Origin of the sequence: Amycolatopsis keratiniphila subsp. keratiniphila (assembly GCF_001620365.2) — a bacterium.
Classification (GTDB): domain Bacteria; phylum Actinomycetota; class Actinomycetes; order Mycobacteriales; family Pseudonocardiaceae; genus Amycolatopsis; species Amycolatopsis keratiniphila.
In genome coordinates this window covers 158,296-174,464 of sequence record NZ_LQMT02000008.1, presented here as the reverse complement: position 1 = coordinate 174,464, position 16,169 = coordinate 158,296, and the positions used below count along the sequence as shown (strand labels likewise).

General features: G+C 68.6%; 14 protein-coding genes and 1 tRNA gene. 10 read left to right on the top strand and 5 right to left on the bottom strand.

What is annotated here, in order from left to right; translation table 11 throughout:
- Positions 1 to 205: 205 nt before the first annotated feature.
- From AVR91_RS43685 to AVR91_RS07685, 4 genes are all read left to right on the top strand, one after another.
- Positions 206 to 454 carry a hypothetical protein gene (locus tag AVR91_RS43685; RefSeq protein WP_228709149.1) on the top strand — a complete coding sequence of 83 codons (249 nt, stop codon included), beginning with the start codon at positions 206 to 208 and terminating at the stop codon, positions 452 to 454.
- Between the two features lie 267 nt (positions 455 to 721).
- A tRNA-Leu gene (locus AVR91_RS07695) sits at positions 722 to 805 on the top strand.
- Between the two features lie 117 nt (positions 806 to 922).
- A complete protein-coding gene (locus tag AVR91_RS07690; RefSeq protein ID WP_016333704.1) occupies positions 923 to 1,945 on the top strand; it encodes an LLM class flavin-dependent oxidoreductase in 1,023 nt (340 codons plus the stop codon).
- Between the two features lie 76 nt (positions 1,946 to 2,021).
- On the top strand, positions 2,022 to 2,681 hold the full coding sequence (locus AVR91_RS07685) for a S1 family peptidase (protein ID WP_063271260.1): 660 nt from the start codon (positions 2,022 to 2,024) through the stop codon (positions 2,679 to 2,681).
- On the opposite strand, the gene AVR91_RS07680 is transcribed toward AVR91_RS07685, so the two are convergent.
- Together AVR91_RS07680 and AVR91_RS07675 are read right to left on the bottom strand one after the other, a co-directional pair.
- Complete coding sequence (locus tag AVR91_RS07680; RefSeq protein WP_143253921.1) at positions 2,678 to 4,051, bottom strand: DUF6351 family protein; 1,374 nt, start codon at positions 4,049 to 4,051, stop codon at positions 2,678 to 2,680. The two genes, AVR91_RS07685 and AVR91_RS07680, sit on opposite strands and share 4 nt — an antisense overlap.
- A gap of 61 nt (positions 4,052 to 4,112) precedes the next feature.
- Complete coding sequence (locus tag AVR91_RS07675) at positions 4,113 to 4,457, bottom strand: hypothetical protein (RefSeq protein ID WP_063271262.1); 345 nt, start codon at positions 4,455 to 4,457, stop codon at positions 4,113 to 4,115.
- A 100-nt stretch (positions 4,458 to 4,557) separates the two neighbouring features.
- On the opposite strand from AVR91_RS07675, the gene AVR91_RS07670 reads away from it, so the two are divergent.
- The 5 genes from AVR91_RS07670 (at position 4,558) to AVR91_RS07650 (ending at position 11,096) form a co-directional block, all read left to right on the top strand.
- Positions 4,558 to 5,715 (top strand): acyl-CoA dehydrogenase family protein, encoded by a 1,158-nt coding sequence (locus tag AVR91_RS07670; RefSeq protein ID WP_063271263.1) that lies wholly within the window; start codon positions 4,558 to 4,560, stop codon positions 5,713 to 5,715.
- Positions 5,712 to 6,878: a CaiB/BaiF CoA transferase family protein gene (locus tag AVR91_RS07665; protein WP_063271264.1), complete on the top strand. Its 1,167-nt coding sequence runs from the start codon at positions 5,712 to 5,714 to the stop codon at positions 6,876 to 6,878. Before AVR91_RS07670 ends, AVR91_RS07665 begins: the two co-directional genes overlap by 4 nt.
- A gap of 44 nt (positions 6,879 to 6,922) precedes the next feature.
- The gene (locus AVR91_RS07660; protein ID WP_063271265.1) at positions 6,923 to 7,762 is read left to right on the top strand and encodes an LLM class F420-dependent oxidoreductase; all 840 of its coding nucleotides are present in this window, start codon (positions 6,923 to 6,925) and stop codon (positions 7,760 to 7,762) included.
- Positions 7,763 to 7,879: 117 nt separating this feature from the next.
- Positions 7,880 to 9,508, top strand: a complete 1,629-nt coding sequence (locus tag AVR91_RS07655; protein ID WP_063271266.1) for a GMC family oxidoreductase — start codon at positions 7,880 to 7,882, stop codon at positions 9,506 to 9,508.
- A gap of 13 nt (positions 9,509 to 9,521) precedes the next feature.
- Positions 9,522 to 11,096 carry a succinic semialdehyde dehydrogenase gene (locus AVR91_RS07650; RefSeq protein ID WP_076857272.1) on the top strand — a complete coding sequence of 525 codons (1,575 nt, stop codon included), beginning with the start codon at positions 9,522 to 9,524 and terminating at the stop codon, positions 11,094 to 11,096.
- Here AVR91_RS07650 and AVR91_RS07645 read toward each other — a convergent pair.
- Together AVR91_RS07645 and AVR91_RS07640 are read right to left on the bottom strand one after the other, a co-directional pair.
- Positions 11,093 to 12,373: an MFS transporter gene (locus AVR91_RS07645; RefSeq protein ID WP_063273328.1), complete on the bottom strand. Its 1,281-nt coding sequence runs from the start codon at positions 12,371 to 12,373 to the stop codon at positions 11,093 to 11,095. The genes AVR91_RS07650 and AVR91_RS07645 overlap by 4 nt on opposite strands.
- Positions 12,370 to 14,031 carry an amidohydrolase gene (locus tag AVR91_RS07640; RefSeq protein WP_063273329.1) on the bottom strand — a complete coding sequence of 554 codons (1,662 nt, stop codon included), beginning with the start codon at positions 14,029 to 14,031 and terminating at the stop codon, positions 12,370 to 12,372. The genes AVR91_RS07645 and AVR91_RS07640 overlap by 4 nt, the downstream gene beginning before the upstream one ends.
- A 211-nt stretch (positions 14,032 to 14,242) precedes the next feature.
- On the opposite strand from AVR91_RS07640, the gene AVR91_RS07635 reads away from it, so the two are divergent.
- Positions 14,243 to 15,148 carry an Lrp/AsnC family transcriptional regulator gene (locus AVR91_RS07635; protein ID WP_063273330.1) on the top strand — a complete coding sequence of 302 codons (906 nt, stop codon included), beginning with the start codon at positions 14,243 to 14,245 and terminating at the stop codon, positions 15,146 to 15,148.
- Positions 15,149 to 15,327: 179 nt separating this feature from the next.
- Here AVR91_RS07635 and AVR91_RS07630 read toward each other — a convergent pair whose 3' ends face one another.
- Positions 15,328 to 15,927 (bottom strand): hypothetical protein, encoded by a 600-nt coding sequence (locus AVR91_RS07630; protein ID WP_063273331.1) that lies wholly within the window; start codon positions 15,925 to 15,927, stop codon positions 15,328 to 15,330.
- Positions 15,928 to 16,169: the final 242 nt, after the last annotated feature.

Sequence of the window (16,169 nt, the reverse complement as noted above, 5' to 3'; positions counted from 1 at the left end):
TGGCGTCGGCGGGTACGTGACCGGCGCCCCTCGTCGGCGACGTCGGCAGTTTCGCCGGAGAGGGGCTGACCGGTTCATCCGCGACCGGGTCAACGCCCGCGGCGGCAGCGTGTTCTTCATGCTGATCGGCGCCGAAACGCGGAGCTTGGACGTACGAGAACCTCAACGCCACCCTCGCCGTGTCGACCTCGTTCACCTCGACCTTGTGAAGCCGGTGACCGACCCGGACGGCGACGCGGTCAAGTACTGCTTCCGCATCGCGACCGGCGCCGACGCGAAGTCCGGTGTCGTGGTCGAATCCGGCTGTCTGCCGACGCCGACTTTGACCGTTCCGGTGTGGGGATCCTGCAGGACGGCGTTGCCTACATCCGGCAGGCTCGGTCAACCTCGCAAACGGCAACCCCAGCACGTCCCAGTCGGGACCGTCGCGGCGCAGCGAGGCGCTGTGGCGTGAGCTCGCCAAGGAGGCCGGGCGTGCCATGTGTTGTCGGCCCCGACGGCGAACGACTGCGACGCGAGGCGACCGAACACTGGGAGTTAGTAGCCGTCGCTTTCTGTTGACCGGCCTATGGCCTGCGACTTGCTTACGGGAGTCGCTCGCGGAGAGGCGCGATCGCTGCCAGACGGTAACCGAACATCATCTCAATGTGAGTCATGGTGACGATACGTACCCCCCTGATCGAGGCCTCTCAGGGGACGTATACTCTTCTCACATCAGCAAGTCCGAGTGGCGGAATGGCAGACGCGCTAGCTTGAGGTGCTAGTGTCCTTAACGGACGTGGGGGTTCAAGTCCCCCCTCGGACACGCGCAGTACCCTACGGGGTGGAGCGGATGGTCATAGCGACCGTCCGCTCTTTTGCGTTATGGCCGTGTGCACTGCCGGCAGGGAATCAATCCTGGTCACGGAGCGCTTACACGGGCGTGAAGAAGATTGGTTTCCTGTCCTTCGGCCACTGGTCACCGAGCGCGCACTCCGAGACGCGGTCCGCGGCCGACTTCCTGCATCAGTCGATCGACTTGGCGGTCGCGGCCGAGGAGCTCGGCGTGGACGGCGCGTACTTCCGGGTGCATCACTTCGCGCGGCAGGCGGGGAGCCCGTTCCCGTTGCTGTCGGCGATCGGGGCCCGGACGTCGAAGATCGAGATCGGCACCGGCGTGATCGACATGCGCTACGAGAACCCGATGTACATGGCCGAGGAGGCGGGCGCCGCCGACCTCATCTCCCGCGGCAGGCTCCAGCTCGGGGTCAGCCGGGGATCCCCGGAGCAGGTGATCGACGGCTGGCGGTACTTCGGGTACGGGCCGGCGGAGGGGCAGACCGCGGCGGACATGGCCCGGCAGCGCACCGAGGTCTTCCTCAAGCTGCTCGAGGGCGAGGGGTTCGCGCAGCCGAATCCGCGGCCGATGTTCCCCAATCCGCCGGGGTTGCTGCGGCTCGAGCCGTATTCGGAGGGGTTGCGCGAGCGGATCTGGTGGGGGTCGAGCTCCAACGCGACCGCGGTGTGGGCGGCGGAGCAGGGCATGAACCTGCAGAGTTCCACCCTCAAGGACGACGAGACGGGGGAGCCGCTGCACGTCCAGCAGCGCAAGCAGATCGAGGCCTACCGCGAAGCCTGGAAGGAGGCCGGCCACTCGCGTGAGCCGCGGGTGTCGGTCAGCCGCAGCATCTTCGCGTTGACGAACGACCTGGACCGCGCGTATTTCGGCCGCGACCGGAACTCGCGCGATCAGGTCGGCATGATCGACGAGACGACCAGGGCGATCTTCGGGCGGTCGTACGCCGCCGAGCCGGACGAGCTGGTGCGGGCGCTCAAGGAGGACGAGGCCATCGAGGCCGCGGACACCTTGCTGCTGACCATCCCGAACCAGCTCGGCGTCGAGTACAACGCGCACGTGCTGGAGAGCATCCTCACCCACGTGGCGCCGGAGCTCGGCTGGCGCTGAGAATGCGCGATTCGGCGGATGGGCCGGGGCGTCCCGCTCGTTACGATCGGGACATCCCCGGCCATCGGAGGGTCCCGTGAGACTGCCCCGATCCCTGTCCTGCCTGGTCCTGGCCCTCGGCCTGGCCTTGCCGTCGACCGCGCACGCGAGCGCTCCCGCCCCGCTCGGCGGCGGGAGTGTGTTGCAGAGCAGCGCCGCGACGCGGTGCACGGCCGGGTTCGCCGCCGTCTCGGGGAATACCGGCTACCTGATCGCGAGTTCGGCTTGCGGCAGACCCGGTGACACGATCCGCAGCGCCGGCCGGGTGGTCGGGGTGGTCGTGGGCGCCCAGACGCCGCCGACGGGCGCGATCGTCATCCGGGTGACCAACACGACCGACTGGCGGCTGGTGGCCTCCATCCCGCCCACCGAGCCCCGCGTGACGATCACCGGGTCGGTCGAGGCTCCGGTCGGCGCGTCGGTGTGCCGGTACGGCGCGACCACCGGCTGGCGGTGCGGCATCATCCAGGCGAAGAACGTGTCGATCACCTTCCCGGAGGGGACGCTGACCGGCCTGACCCGGACCTCCGTCTGCGCGGAGCCGGGGGACAACGGCGGGCCGTTCGTCAGCGGGACGCAGGCCCAGGGTGTGCTGGTCGGTGGCAGCGGCAACTGCTCCAGCGGCGGCTCCACCTTCTTCGCCCCGGTCAACCGGGTCCTGTCGGCCTATGGGCTGATGATCCTCGCCGGAACCTAGAACGGCAGCGCCCTCGGATACGGGGGAGGGGAATGCCGCGCGAACGCCGGGGTGGTCGTCACCCGGGATTCCCGGACGATGTCGAAGATCGTCTGGAGTTCCGGGGCGAGCGTGCCTGCTTCGGAGTTCAGCGTGGCGGGGCCGGTCGACGGCCAGTGTCCGCGATCCAGCCGCCGTTCCAGTGTGCGCAGGGCGGTGATCTCCTCGGACGCGGTGAACACACAGTGACCTGCGCGGTTCACGAACAGCTGACGTAGTTCGTCGCCCGGCCCCACTCGTTCGGCGTAGGCGCGTTCGTGCGCCGCGGGTGCGGTGCCGTCCGCGACGGTGTGCATGGTCAGCACCGGGACCGGCGTGAGACCCAGCGGCAGCCCGAAGCGGGCCAGATAGACCGCCGCGGCCGGATCCGGAGTGATTCGGGGCGCCTTCGCCAGCCGGTCGAGGTCGGCGCCGAGGTCGAGCCCTGCCTCCGCGTAGGCACGTTCCACCAGCGTCCGTTCGCCGGAGTTCGCCAGGATCCGCCGGTAGTCGATACCCACGTTCCAGCCCGGGTTGCCGCCCGCCCGCTGTTCCAGCGCGACCCTGTCGACGCCGAACGCGCCGGCGCGGTAGAAGCGATCCCATACGCCCTGCCAGAAAACCTGATCCGCGACACTCGGCGGGCGGGGCTGCGTGGCGTCCAGCCAGCCGGGGATCTCGGCCAGCGCGTTCGCCAGCGCGAGCCGCGCCCTGCCTTCCGGGTGCGCGGTGGCGGCCTGCACCACGTCGACGAATCTGCCCACGTTGGCCGCGGGATCGGTGATCCGCACCAGTTGCAGCCGCGCGTCGAGCAGGGTGTTCAGCGCGTACCCGAGATCGAGCGACGAATTCCAGTGCGCGGCCCCGCCGGCGAGGTTGCCGCAGAAGGTCATCAGGCCGTCGAACCGGCGCGGATTCCGCTCGGCGAGCAGGGTCGCGGTGATCGCGCCCACCGATTCGCCCGCCGCGATGGTTCGCCGCGGCGAACCGATCGTGCGGGTGAACCAGTCGTGCAGCCGGGTCTGGTCGGTGAGCGCCTCCTCGATCGACCAGCCACGCACGGTCCGGTACTGGGACGCGGCCAGCGCGTATCCCTGCGCCAGCAGGAAGGACTCGGTCGCGGGCTGTGACGTCAGCGCGATCCGATCGGGTTCCGGATACGCCAGCGAGTACATCCCGTGACTCCACAGCATGAGCGTGCCGTTCCAGTTTTCCGGCACCAGCACCAGATAGCGTGCGCCGTCGAGTTCGCCCTCGTACCTGGTGACCTGGCCGCCGGCCGAGGCGCGGGGCACCACCAGCCCCAGAAAGATCGTGAGCAGAGCCAGGAAGACCAGTCCGCGTCGTGCCACGACGACCACCCCCGCGCCTCATCTTTCGCCGCGCGGAGTGTGGTGTCGAGGTCCGCTCGGCCTAACTGAAGATGACCGAGCGGAGCAGAAGTCTGTCCGAGCCTCGGCCGCCGTTGGGGCGCAGCGAGAAGTAGGAATCGCTCGAGCAGTCGTCGTCCAGGAACACCACCGCGGTCGAGTCGGTGTCGTTGCGCGGGCGGAACGCGTCGACGTCCCAGTCGGCTATTTCGGGTATTTCGATGCATTCGCCGCTGGGTGGATCCACCAGGGTGCCGACCTGGAGCTCTTCGTCTTCGTCGTAATAGCGGTAGGTGAATTCGCCTTCGGCCGCTGAGGCCACGGCCGGGATCGAGAAGCAGAGGGCGACGGCACTGGCAAGGGAAAGAAAAGCGGTTCGTGTACGCATGGTTCGACGTTAGGACGGTGATCAACATCTCCGGTAGGTCCCGCGGCGAGGTCCACCCGAGGGAGTGGACCGAACCCGGACGGTGATCGATAGTGAGGGCATGTACACCGGCAACCCCGACGTCCCCGACGACGTGTTCGCGGACGTTCTCGGCCAGATCAAGGATTTCGTGCGCACCCGGGTGATGCCCCGGGAGCTGGAGATCATGAACACGGACGCCATTCCGGCCGATTTGCGGGCGCAGGCCGCGGAGATGGGGCTGTTCGGGTACGCGATCCCCCAGGAGTGGGGCGGGCTCGGTCTCGACCTGGTCCAGGACGTCGAGGTCGCGATGGCGCTGGGGTACACGTCGCTGGCGTTGCGGTCGATGTTCGGCACCAACAACGGGATCGCCGGGCAGGTGCTGGTCGGATTCGGTACCCGGGAACAACAGGACCAGTGGTTGCCGGGGATCGCGTCAGGGGAGGTCGTCGCGTCGTTCGCGCTGACCGAGCCGGGCGCGGGGTCGAATCCGGCCGGGTTGCGGACCAGCGCGAAGCCGGACGGTGACGGCTGGGTGATCGACGGCGGGAAGCAGTTCATCACCAACGCCACCGAGGCCGGACTGTTCGTGGTGTTCGCGCGGACGGACACCGGGATCGCGGTGTTCCTCGTGCCCGCCGGCGCGCCGGGCATCACGGTGGGGGCGAAGGACGCGAAGATGGGGCAGGAGGGTTCGCGGACCGCGGACGTGACGTTCTCGCAGGTCCGCGTCGGGCCCGACGCGCTGGTCGGCGGGGACGGCGACGTCGGCTACAAGGCGGCGATGACGTCGTTGGCGCGTGGCCGGATCCACATGGCGGGCCTCGCCGTCGGGACGGCGCAGCGAGCGCTGGACGAGTCGGTGGCGTACGCCGCGACGGCGACCCAGGGTGGCACGCCGATCGGGGATTTCCAGTTGGTGCAAGCGATGCTGGCCGATCAGCAGACCGGTGTGCTCGCCGGTCGCGCGCTCGCCCGTGAAGCGGCGCGGGCGTATGTGACGGGGGAGGACCGGCGGATCGCGCCGTCGGCGGCGAAGCTGTTCTGCACCGAGATGGCGGGCAAGGCCGCGGATCTCGCGGTGCAGGTCCACGGCGGAAGCGGCTACATGCGCGAAGTCCCGGTCGAACGCATCTACCGCGATGTCCGGTTGATGCGGCTGTACGAGGGCACGAGCGAGATCCAGCGGTTGATCATCGGCGGCGGGCTGGTGCGGGCCGAGAAGAAGAAGGCATGACGCGGCCACTCGACGGGGTCACCGTCGTCGCCGTCGAACAGGCCGTGGCCGCACCGCTGGCCACCCGCAACCTCGCCGACCTCGGCGCTCGGGTGATCAAGGTCGAACGCGTCGACGGCGGGGATTTCGCCCGCGCCTACGACCACGCCGTGCACGGCAGCGGCGCGCATTTCGTCTGGTTGAACCGGGGCAAGGAATCGCTCGCCGTCGACCTCAAGACCGACGAGGGGCGTGACGTCGTCCGCCGGCTGGTCGCGAAGGCCGACGTGTTCGTGCAGAACCTCGCCCCCGGCGCGGCGGAGCGGCTCGGTTTCGGTGATCTGCGGGCGGATCACCCCGAGCTGGTCGTGGTGAACCTGTCCGGGTTCGGCGCGGGCGGGCCGATGGAGCGGCGCAAGGCCTACGACATGCTGATCCAGGCCGAGGCCGGGCTCATCGCGATCACCGGAACCCCGGACGCGCCGGCGAAGACCGGGATCCCGACCGCCGACATCGCTTCGGGTATGTACTGCGCGCAGGCGGTGCTGGCGGCGTTGCTGCGCCGCTGGCGCACCGGCGAGGGCGCGACGATCGAGGTCTCGATGCTGGAAGCCACCGTCGAATGGATGGGATACGCGCTCAACACCCGGATGTACGCCGGTACCGAGCCCGAACGGATGGGGCTGAGCCACAGTTCGATCGCGCCGTACGACGCCTTCCCGACGCGTGACGGCCAGATGCTCGTCGGCGTCCAGAACGACACCGGCTGGCGCACGCTCGTCACCGAGGTCCTCGACGCGCCCGATCTCGCCGAAGATCCGCGCTTCACCACCAACGTGCGGCGGGTCGCTCATCGAGCGGAGTGCGACGCCGCTGTCGCCGCGAGGACATCGCTGTGGACCAACAGCGAACTCGACGAACGGCTCGCCGCGGCGGGGGTTCCCGCCGCGCAGCTCAAGGACGTCGGCCAAGTCGCCGATCATCCCCAGCTGCGGGCGCGTGATCGCTGGCGCAAGATCGGCACCGAATTCGCTCGAGTCGACGCCCTGCTGCCACCGGTGACGTTCGACGATTTCGAGGCGTGCATGGGCGACGTCCCGGCCCTGGGAGAGCACACGCGCGCGTTGCTCGTCGAGTCCGGAGTGGACGCCGACGACTATCTTCGCCGCGGTATCGCCCGCTGAATTCCGGGAGCGTCTGGAGGAACTCCAGGTTTACGCTCGAGATCATGCGATTCGCCATCAAGACTTCGCCTCAGGACACCGTTTGGTCCGACATGCTCGCCGTCTGGCAGGCCGCCGACGAGATCGAACTCTTCGAATCGGGCTGGACCTTCGATCACTTCTATCCCATTTTCTCGGATTCGACCGGTCCGTGCCTGGAAGGGTGGGTGACGCTCACCGCGCTCGCTCAGGCCACGAAACGGCTCCGGCTGGGCACGCTGGTCAGCGGGATCCACTACCGTCACCCGGCGCTTCTCGCGAACATGGCCGCGACCCTCGACATCGTTTCCGGCGGACGGCTGGAGATCGGCGTCGGCGCGGGCTGGAACGAAGAGGAATCCGGCGCGTACGGCATGGAACTGGGCACCGTCAAGGAGCGCAGTGACCGCTTCGAGGAGGCCTGCGAGATCCTCGTCGGCCTGCTGACCCAGGAGACCACGACCTTCCAGGGCGAGCACTACCAGCTGACCGACGCCCGCTGTGAACCCAAGGGCGTGCAGAAGCCGCATCCGCCGATCTGCATCGGTGGCAGCGGCGAGAAGCGCACCCTGCGCACGACCGCGAAGTACGCCCAGCACTGGAACTTCGTCGGCGGCACGCCGGAGGAGTTCGCCCGCAAGCGCGAGGTGCTGCACCGGCACTGCGCGGACATCGGCCGTGATCCCAAGGAGATCACCTTGTCCTCGCACGTGCGCCTCGGCACGGACGGTGACTACGCGAAGGTCGCCGCGGAGGCCGAAGCGCTCGGTGAGGTGGGCCTCGACCTGGCGATCATCTACCTGCCGCCGCCGCACACGCCCGCCGTGCTGGAGCCGCTGGCGAAGGCGCTCGAACCGCTGCGCTGAGGTCTCGGAGGCCGGCCGGGGAGCGACGGCCCGTTGCGGAACCGGCCGGTCTCGCTATACGGTGACAGAACTAGAACAGGTTACAGTTCTGCACGGTGGGCTGACCGAGGAGCGGACATGGCGAACAGGGCTGCGCGCGGCGACGAGGCCGACTACGTGGTCGTCGGATCGGGCAGCTCGGGTGCCGCGATCGCGGGCAGGCTGGCGGCGGCCGGGGCCAGCGTGATCGTGCTCGAAGCGGGTAAGACGGACGAGAAGATGCTCGTCAAGAAGCCGGGGCTGGTCGGCCCGATGCACGCGGTGCCCCAGCTCAAGAAGCCGTTCGACTGGGGCTACTACTCGGTGCCGCAGAAACACGTTCTCGATCGCCGGATGCCGGTGCCGCGCGGCAAGGTGGTCGGCGGCTCCAGTTCCATCAACGGGATGGTCTACGTGCGCGGCAACCGCGCCAACTTCGACTCCTGGGCCGCCGAGGGCAACAAGGGCTGGGACGCCGACAGTGTCAACGCCGCGTACAAGCGGATGGAGGACTTCGAAGACGGCGAGAACGACTTCCGCGGCGCGGGCGGGCCGATCCGGGTCACCCGCAACAAGACCCCGCAGGAGGGCACGCTCCAGTTCCTCCAGGCGACCGCCGACGCGATCGGCTGCGACATCCTCGACGACTACAACGCCGAGTCCCAAGAGGGCGTCAGCCGGATGCAGCAGAACGCCGCCGACGGCCTCCGCTACAGCGCCTCACGCGGCTACATCCACCATCTCGCACCCGCCACGCTGCAGGTCCAGTCCGGCGTGCTGGCGAAGAAGGTGGTCATCGAGAACGGCCGTGCCGTCGGTGTCGAGGTCGTCGACGCGAACGGGGGCCAGCGCATCCTGCGCGCGGGCAAGGAGGTCATCCTCTCGGCCGGCTTCGTCGGGTCCGCGCAGTTGCTGATGCTGTCCGGGATCGGCCACGCCGAGCATCTGAAGGAGCACGGCATCGACGTGGTCGCGGATCTGCCGGTCGGCGACAACCTGCACGACCATATGTTCCACGCGCTGACCTTCCGCGCGTCGTCGAGCAAGAACAGGGGCACGCCGCCGTACTTCGCGCGCGGCCTCGTCAGCGAACTGATGCGGCCCGGCACGACGTTCCTGGCGAACTCGGTCTTCGAGGCGGTCGCCTTCCTCAAGACCTCCCAGGCGGCCGAGGTGCCCGACCTCCAGTTGCATCTCCTGCCGTGGGCGTACGTGACGCCGAACCAGGACGCGCCCATCCGGCACGACGTCGACAAACGGCCCGCGCTCACCGTGCTCACCACGCTGATCTACCCGAGGAGCCGCGGCACACTGCGGCTCGCTTCGGCCGATCCCACCGCGGCGCCGCTCATCGACCCGCAGTACCTGTCCGACCCGGCCGATCTCGAGGTGCTCGGCGAGGGCTCGGAGATGGTCCGCGAGATCTTCGCGTCGAAGGCGTTCAACGGCTCGATCAAGGAGGAGCTGCACCCTGGCAAAGCGTTGCAGGGACAGGAATTGCGCGACGCGATCCTGAACCGCGCGACCTCGGTTTACCACGGTGTCGGCACCTGCCGGATGGGCGTGGACGAACTCGCGGTCGTGAGTCCCGACCTCAAGGTCCGCGGGGTAGAAGGCCTGCGGGTCTGCGACGCCTCGATCATGCCGTCGATCACCGGCGGCAACACCAACGCGCCCGCCATCATGATCGGCGAGATGGGTGCGCAGCTCGTCTTGTCGGACAACTGACGGAAAGAGGGCCATGACCGTCACACCGCTCGCGCTCACCCGTCCGGCGTCGGTGACCGACGCGTTCCTCCGACGGCTCGCCGCCCGCGTGCCGGGCTCGTCCGGCGCGACCTGGAAACTCACCGAGGTCTACACCGGCGAAGTGCTCGTCGAGCTGCCGCAGTCGACCCCCGCCGACATCGAGCAGGCGTTCGCCACCGCGCGCGCCGCGCAGGAGAAATGGGCCGCCACCCCGCTCAAGCAGCGGCTGGAGGTGTTCAAACGCGCGCACACGCTCTTCGTCGACAACGCGCCGGCCGTCACCGACCTCATCCAGGTCGAGAGCGGCAAGAACCGCCGGATGGCGATCGAGGAGACCTGCGATCCGGCGATGGTGATGAGCCATTACCTCACGCGCGCCGCCAAACTGCTGGCGCCGGCGAAACGCGGGGGACCGGTCCCGTTCCTGACGACGTCGACGGAGATCCGGCAGCCCAAGGGCGTGGTCGGGATCATCGCGCCGTGGAACTTCCCGTTCGCCACGGGTATTTCCGACGCCGTCCCGGCGCTGATGGCCGGGAACGCGGTGGTGCTGAAGCCCGACAACAAGACCGCGCTCTCCCCGCTCTACGGCGTCGAGCTGCTGGAGCAGGCCGGGCTGCCGAAGGGGCTGTTCCAGGTGGTGTGCGGTGAGGGCCCGGACGTCGGCCCGACGCTCATCGGCCAGGCGAACTACGTGATGTTCACCGGTTCCACCGCCACCGGCCGGGTGATCGGCGAACAGGCGGGCCGCAACCTCATCGGCTGCTGTCTCGAACTCGGCGGCAAGAACCCGATGATCGTGCTCGAAGACGCCGATCTCGACGAGACCGTGCAGGGCGCGATCTTCGGTGCTTTCGGCAACACCGGGCAGATCTGCATGCACATCGAGCGGATCTACCTGCCGGAATCCCGCTACGAGGAGTTCAAGAACGCCTACGTGGCCAAGACCAAGGCCCTCGACGTCCGCGCCGCGTACGACTTCGGGCCGGACATGGGTTCGCTCGTCTCCGTCGACCATATGAACCGGGTCAAATCCCATGTGGACGACGCCGTGGCCAAGGGCGCGACCGTCCTTTGTGGAGGAAAGTCGCGGCCCGACCTCGGCCCGGCGTTCTTCGAGCCGACGATCCTCGAAGGGGTCACGAAGGACATGCTCTGCGGCGTCACCGAAACCTTCGGACCCGTTGTCGCGCTGCACAAGTACCGCACGGTCGACGAAGCCATCGCGCTCGCCAACGACACCGAGTACGGCCTCAACGCCTCCGTCTGGGGCCGTGACGTCGGCGCCGCGCGTGCGGTGGCCGCGCGGATCGAGTCCGGCAACGTCAACATCAACGACATCCTGGCCACCGCGTACGCCTCGAAGGGGACGCCGTCCGGCGGGGTCAAGAACTCCGGCGTCGGCGCCCGCCACGGGGACCAGGGCCTGCTCAAGTACACCGACGTCAAGAACGTCGCGGTGCTCAAGAAGCAGGTCATGGGTCCCCGCGGCGGCCAGACCTACGAGAAGTACGTCGAAGGCATGCTGTCCGGGCTGAAACTCATGCGGCGGCTGCGCATCCGCTAAACCTCGTCGGTGTGCTGCGGCGCGGCCAGCACACAAGCGATGCTCAGCACGCACATCCCGATCAGCAGGCCGATCGCCGGCCAGACACTGCCGGTCGCCTGGAACAGCAGCGTCGACACCAACGGCGAGAGGCCACCGAACACCGCGCCCGCGAGCTGGTACGACAGCGAGATGCTGGTGTAGCGCGCCCGCGGCCGGAACATCTGCGACAGGATGGCGGCGATCGGGCTGTAGGTCGCCGTCATCGCCAGGCGCATCGCCACGAACGCCGCGATGATCAGCACCGCGTTCTTGGTCGAGAGCACCAGGAACTGCGGGGCCGCGAGCACGGCGACACCGGCCAGACCGATCACGACCACCCGCACCCGGCCGAAGCGGTCGCCGAGCCAGGCCGCGCCGAAGCTGACGACCAGTTCGACGAACGCGGCGATGGTGAGCGCGTTGAGCACCAGCGATTCGGAGACGCCGACGGCCGGATCGGTCGCGTACGCCGTCGCGAAGGTGGTGACCAGGTAGTAGCCGCCGACCGCGACGGGCAGCACGCAGATGCCCAGCAGGATCGGCTTCCAGTTGGTCCGCACCGCGTACAGGATCGGCACGCCGGTTTCTTCGGCGGTTTCCTCGAAGACCGGTGACTCCTCGACCTTCAGCCGCACGAGAAGGCCGACCCCGATGAGCAGTGCGGAGGCGAAGAACGGGATCCGCCAGCCCCAGGTGGCGAGCCATTCCGTGCCGCCGGTGCTCAGGAGGCTGAACAGGCCGGTGGCCAGTAGCGCGCCCGCCGGGTTACCCGCCTGCGCGAAGGCGCCGTAAAAGGTCTTCTTGTCCGGCGGCGCGTGTTCGACGGCCATCAGCACGGCGCCGCCCCACTCACCGCCGACGGCGAGCCCTTGGACGAACCTGAGCACCACGAGCAGGATCGGCGCCCACGTGCCGATCTCGTCGTAGCCGGGCAGGCAGCCGACCAGGAAGGTCGCCACGCCCATCATGGTCAGCGTGACCACGAGCGCGGTCTTGCGGCCGACCCGGTCACCGACGTGCCCGAACACGATGCCGCCGAGCGGCCGCGCGAAGAACCCGACGGCGTACGTCGCGAAGGCCGCCGCGACACCGGTCAGCCGGTCGCCGGTCGCGGGGAAGAACACGGTGCCGAAGACGAGGCTCGCGGCCGTGGCGTAGATGTAGAAGTCGTACCACTCGATCGTGGTGCCGACGAAGGCCGCGAGCCCGGCCCGGCGGGCCCGGCGGAGCGACTGGGTGTCGGTTCGGACGGTCATCGGGCCACCTCGCCGTCGATCCAGGTTTCCAGCACGCCGATGCCCGCGATCCGGCTCGGGTCGCAGGTGAGGGGATTCTCGTCGAGCAGCACGAAATCCGCGCGTTTGCCGGGGGTGATCGAACCGAGGTCGCGGTCCCGGCCGAGCACCCGGGCGCCGGCGATCGTATGCGCGGCGACGGCCGACCGGACGTCGATCAGCAGCTCGTCCCCGCCCAGCCGGTGGCCGCGGCGGGTCGTCCTGGTCACCGCGGTCTGGATGGCTTCGAGCGGATTCGGTTCCGCGACCGGCGCGTCCGAGCTCAGCGTGACCGGCACACCCGCCGCCTGGAACTCACCGAGCGGGTTGAACCGCTCGCCGGGGGTACCGACGGCGTCGGTAACGCCTTCACCCCAGTTGTAGTAGTGCTGGGGCTGGTTGACCGGATGGACGCCGAGCGCGGCCATCCGCTTGATCTGCTCCGGGGACGGCAGCCCGCAGTGCTCGATGCGGTGCCGGGCGTCGGGCCGGGGATTACGCTGCTGCGCGTCCTCGATGGCGTCGAGCACCATGGCGATCGCGTCGGGGGACTGGGCGTGGGTCGCGGTCTGGAGCCCGGCTTCGTGGGCCTTGTCGATGAGCGCGGCGTAGTCCTTCGGGTCGTGGTACAGCTGCCCGGTGCGGCAGGGATCGCCGACGTAGCCGTCCGGGAAGTACGCGGTCCACCCGCCGAGCGTGCCGTCGGCGTAGAACTTGATCCCCGCGAAAGCGAGGCGGGCGGTGCCGAAAGCACCGTGCAGTCCCATTTCCAGGGCCTGGTCGAGCAGATGGGACAGCAGGTACATGTGGACGCGCGTCTTCAGCTGCCCGGCCTCGTCCAGCCGCAGGTACATGTCGAACTCGCGGCGCGTGACCTGGGCGTCGCCGATCGCGGTCACCCCGGCGGCGAGGAACTTCTCCTGCGCCGCGGCCAGCTGCCGAGCGTGCTCCTCCGGTTCGTCCTCGAGGTGGAAGTTCGGCCCGTGCCGTCCGACCTTCACCCCGGCGACGCCGGTGAGGATGTTGCACGCCGCGTCCGAGAGTTCGCCGGTGAGTTCGCCGTGCTCGTCGCGGAAGAACACCCCGCCGTCGGGATCCGGGGTGTCGCGGGTGACGCCGTTGCGCCGCAACGTGAAGCTGTTCACCACGCCGCCGTGCCCGCTGGCGTTCATGAGGTAGACCTCGCGATCGTCGGCGACCGCGTCCAGTTCTTCCTTGCGGGGGTGGCGTTTCTCGGCGAGGTTGCGGTGCTCGTAGCCGTAGCCGCGGACGGGCCTGCCCGCCGGGGTGTTCTCGGCCGCCTCACGCAGCAGCGCGACGATGGCGGGGATGGTCGACGCGCGTTCGGGGCCGCAGTCGACCCAGGTCATCATCTGCCCGTACATCAAGGGATGCGCGTGCGGATCGATGAAGCCCGGCAGAAGCGTGCCCGCCAGCCGTCGCACCTCCGGATCGGGACGGCCGAGGCTCGCCGCGCGGGTACGGCATTCGTCCAGGGAACCGACCGCGGCGATCTCCTCGCCGAACACGAGGACCGCCTCCGCGCCTTCGGTGGTGTCGTCGACGGTCACCAGCTCATCAGGACGCAGGATCGTCGCTCGCGCGTCGAGGACTGAACGATCGAGGGGCAACAGACGCATCGGGCGGACTCCTGGGTTTTCGGCGATGAAGTGGGGCGAAGGTAAGCGACGAAAACTCCGGGCGCAATCAGATCGGTCGTGCACGGACGGTGTTCACGATCGATCTGTGCACGATCATGAACACAACGCGCTATCTCGGCTGTTCTGGAGCTGTTCTTGCCGGTGATATGGTGCGTCCCGCCGTCGGAAATTCAGCAGAGGAGAAATCGTCGTGGACGACGCGCTGGTCGCGGCTTTGCGCACGGACGGCCGGATGAGCGTCGCCGATCTGGCCAAACGCGTCGGGGCTTCGAGGTCGGCCGTGTCGGCCCGGCTGGAGCAGCTGAAGGCCGACGGCTCGCTGAACGTGGTCGCGGCGGTCCACCCCGAGTTCCTCGGCCTGACCGCGTACGCGCACCTCGCGATCCGCACTTCGGGCCGCTCCCGGGCGACGACGGACGCCATCGCTGCGCTGCCCGCCGCGGCGTTCGTCTCCGCGGTGAGCGGGGAACACCAGACCGTCGCCGAACTGCGCCTGCCCGACTCGCCCGAGCTCTATCGCACGGTGGCCGCCATCCGCGGCCTGCCGGAGGTGGAACAGGTCAACACCCTCGTCTACGTGGATGTGGTCAAGGGCCTGTTCATGCCAGGCCGCCCGCTGCCGCCCTGGTTACGGCTCGACGACCGCGATCTCGCGATCATGCTGCGGTTGCAGGCCGACGGGCGGGAAAGCTACGCGAGCATCGCCGAGCACGTCGGGCTGTCACCGTCGGCCACGCGCACCCGCGTGCGCTTCCTGGTCGAGCACGACGTCATCCGGATCGCGCCGGTGCTCAGCCGCGCGCGGCCGGACGCCGGCCTCGTCTGCGGGATCGGCCTGAACGTGCGAGGAGCCGGGGATTCCGTGACCGCCGCGCTCGCCGCGCGGGAGGACACCGAGTTCCTGGCCAGGGCCATCGGCCGGTTCGACGTCGTCGCCACCATCGCGGCGCAGTCCGCCCGCGCCCTCGACAGGGCGCTCGAAGAGATCAGCGGCCGACCCGACGTCGTGACCGCGGAGACGTGGGTCCACCTCCGCATCGCGAAGGAACGCTACGAGTGGCCGCTGCCGACCGCGGAGGAGCTCGCGCGGCGCTAAGCGTTGTCCAGCAGCGCTCTCCGGATCTTGACGAGACGCCGGTGATGATCACGGCCTTGGCACGGTCGACGATGTAGAGGTAGCCGATCTCGCCGAGGACGCCGGGTCGTTGCTCAGGCGGCTGGTCGCGTAGATCCGTTCGATGGGCTCTCGGCCGGAGCCCATCGAACGGTTTGTCCCTAGTCGGTGGCGTTGATCGCCGCGCCGTCGTAGAGGAGGGTCCCGGCGCTGTCGTAGACCCGGACCTTGAGCTTCGCCATTTCCGTTCGCGAGTCGGCCATCAGACGCTCGAACTCCGCGCGGCCTTCCGCGGAAGCGGCTTCATGGGCTTCCAGCCTTTCCCGCGCGTGGCGCAGACCGGCCATGTCCACGGCTATTTCGGCGGCGAAGGTGCCGTCCACGACGTCGGCTTCGGCGACCGTGCCGTCGCTCGCGTGGAGCTCCAGCCTGGCTGCTCCGGGAGCGAGACGTCCCATCAGGCAGGCGGGCCGGCCGTTGTAGGCGGCCGTCCATCGCCAGACCGAGTACGGGCGATCGTCTTGTTTTCGGTCTTGGGGCTGCAGGTTCAGCCACGTGCCGCGGCCGTTCTCGAGATTGCAGATCCCGGTGGATCCGTCGTCGTTGTAAGCGAGGAGCGCGCCGAGTTCGGCCGTGGCGCCGATCCTGGCGCCGGGATGCCAGCCCTTGGTGGAGGGCAGTTGGTCTGTTCTTCCTCGTGCTGTTTTCTCTTCGATGGTCGTGGCCAGGGCTGATTCGAGCTGTGCCGCGGGTGAAGTCACTGCGTGCTGTTCTCCTTCTTGTCGGAACTGGTTCGGTTCACTCTCGCTTCGGTTCGTGGTCGGCGCATCGGGGAGATTCCCTGAGTTCCGGTGAGTGGGTTGGTGGATGTTAGCAGAAAACGCTTACCTGCAGGCTGTGACTGGTTTCGCCTGGATGTGCTGGGTGTCGGGAAGCTGTTTCACTCTTCGGTGTTGTTGGCGGGTTTTGACCGTTGCTTAAAATTACGAACATGTGTTCGATT

Bases quoted from the DNA above. Each gene is read 5' to 3' on its own strand.
- AVR91_RS07660 (WP_063271265.1), top strand. From the start codon at position 6,923: ATGCGATTCGCCATCAAGACTTCGCCTCAGGACACCGTTTGGTCCGAC.
- AVR91_RS07650 (WP_076857272.1), top strand. From the start codon at position 9,522: ATGACCGTCACACCGCTCGCGCTCACCCGTCCGGCGTCGGTGACCGAC.
- AVR91_RS07675 (WP_063271262.1), bottom strand. From the start codon at position 4,457: ATGCGTACACGAACCGCTTTTCTTTCCCTTGCCAGTGCCGTCGCCCTC.
- AVR91_RS07645 (WP_063273328.1), bottom strand. From the start codon at position 12,373: ATGACCGTCCGAACCGACACCCAGTCGCTCCGCCGGGCCCGCCGGGCC.
- AVR91_RS07665 (WP_063271264.1), top strand. From the start codon at position 5,712: ATGACGCGGCCACTCGACGGGGTCACCGTCGTCGCCGTCGAACAGGCC.
- AVR91_RS07655 (WP_063271266.1), top strand. From the start codon at position 7,880: ATGGCGAACAGGGCTGCGCGCGGCGACGAGGCCGACTACGTGGTCGTC.
- AVR91_RS07670 (WP_063271263.1), top strand. From the start codon at position 4,558: ATGTACACCGGCAACCCCGACGTCCCCGACGACGTGTTCGCGGACGTT.
- AVR91_RS07640 (WP_063273329.1), bottom strand. From the start codon at position 14,031: ATGCGTCTGTTGCCCCTCGATCGTTCAGTCCTCGACGCGCGAGCGACG.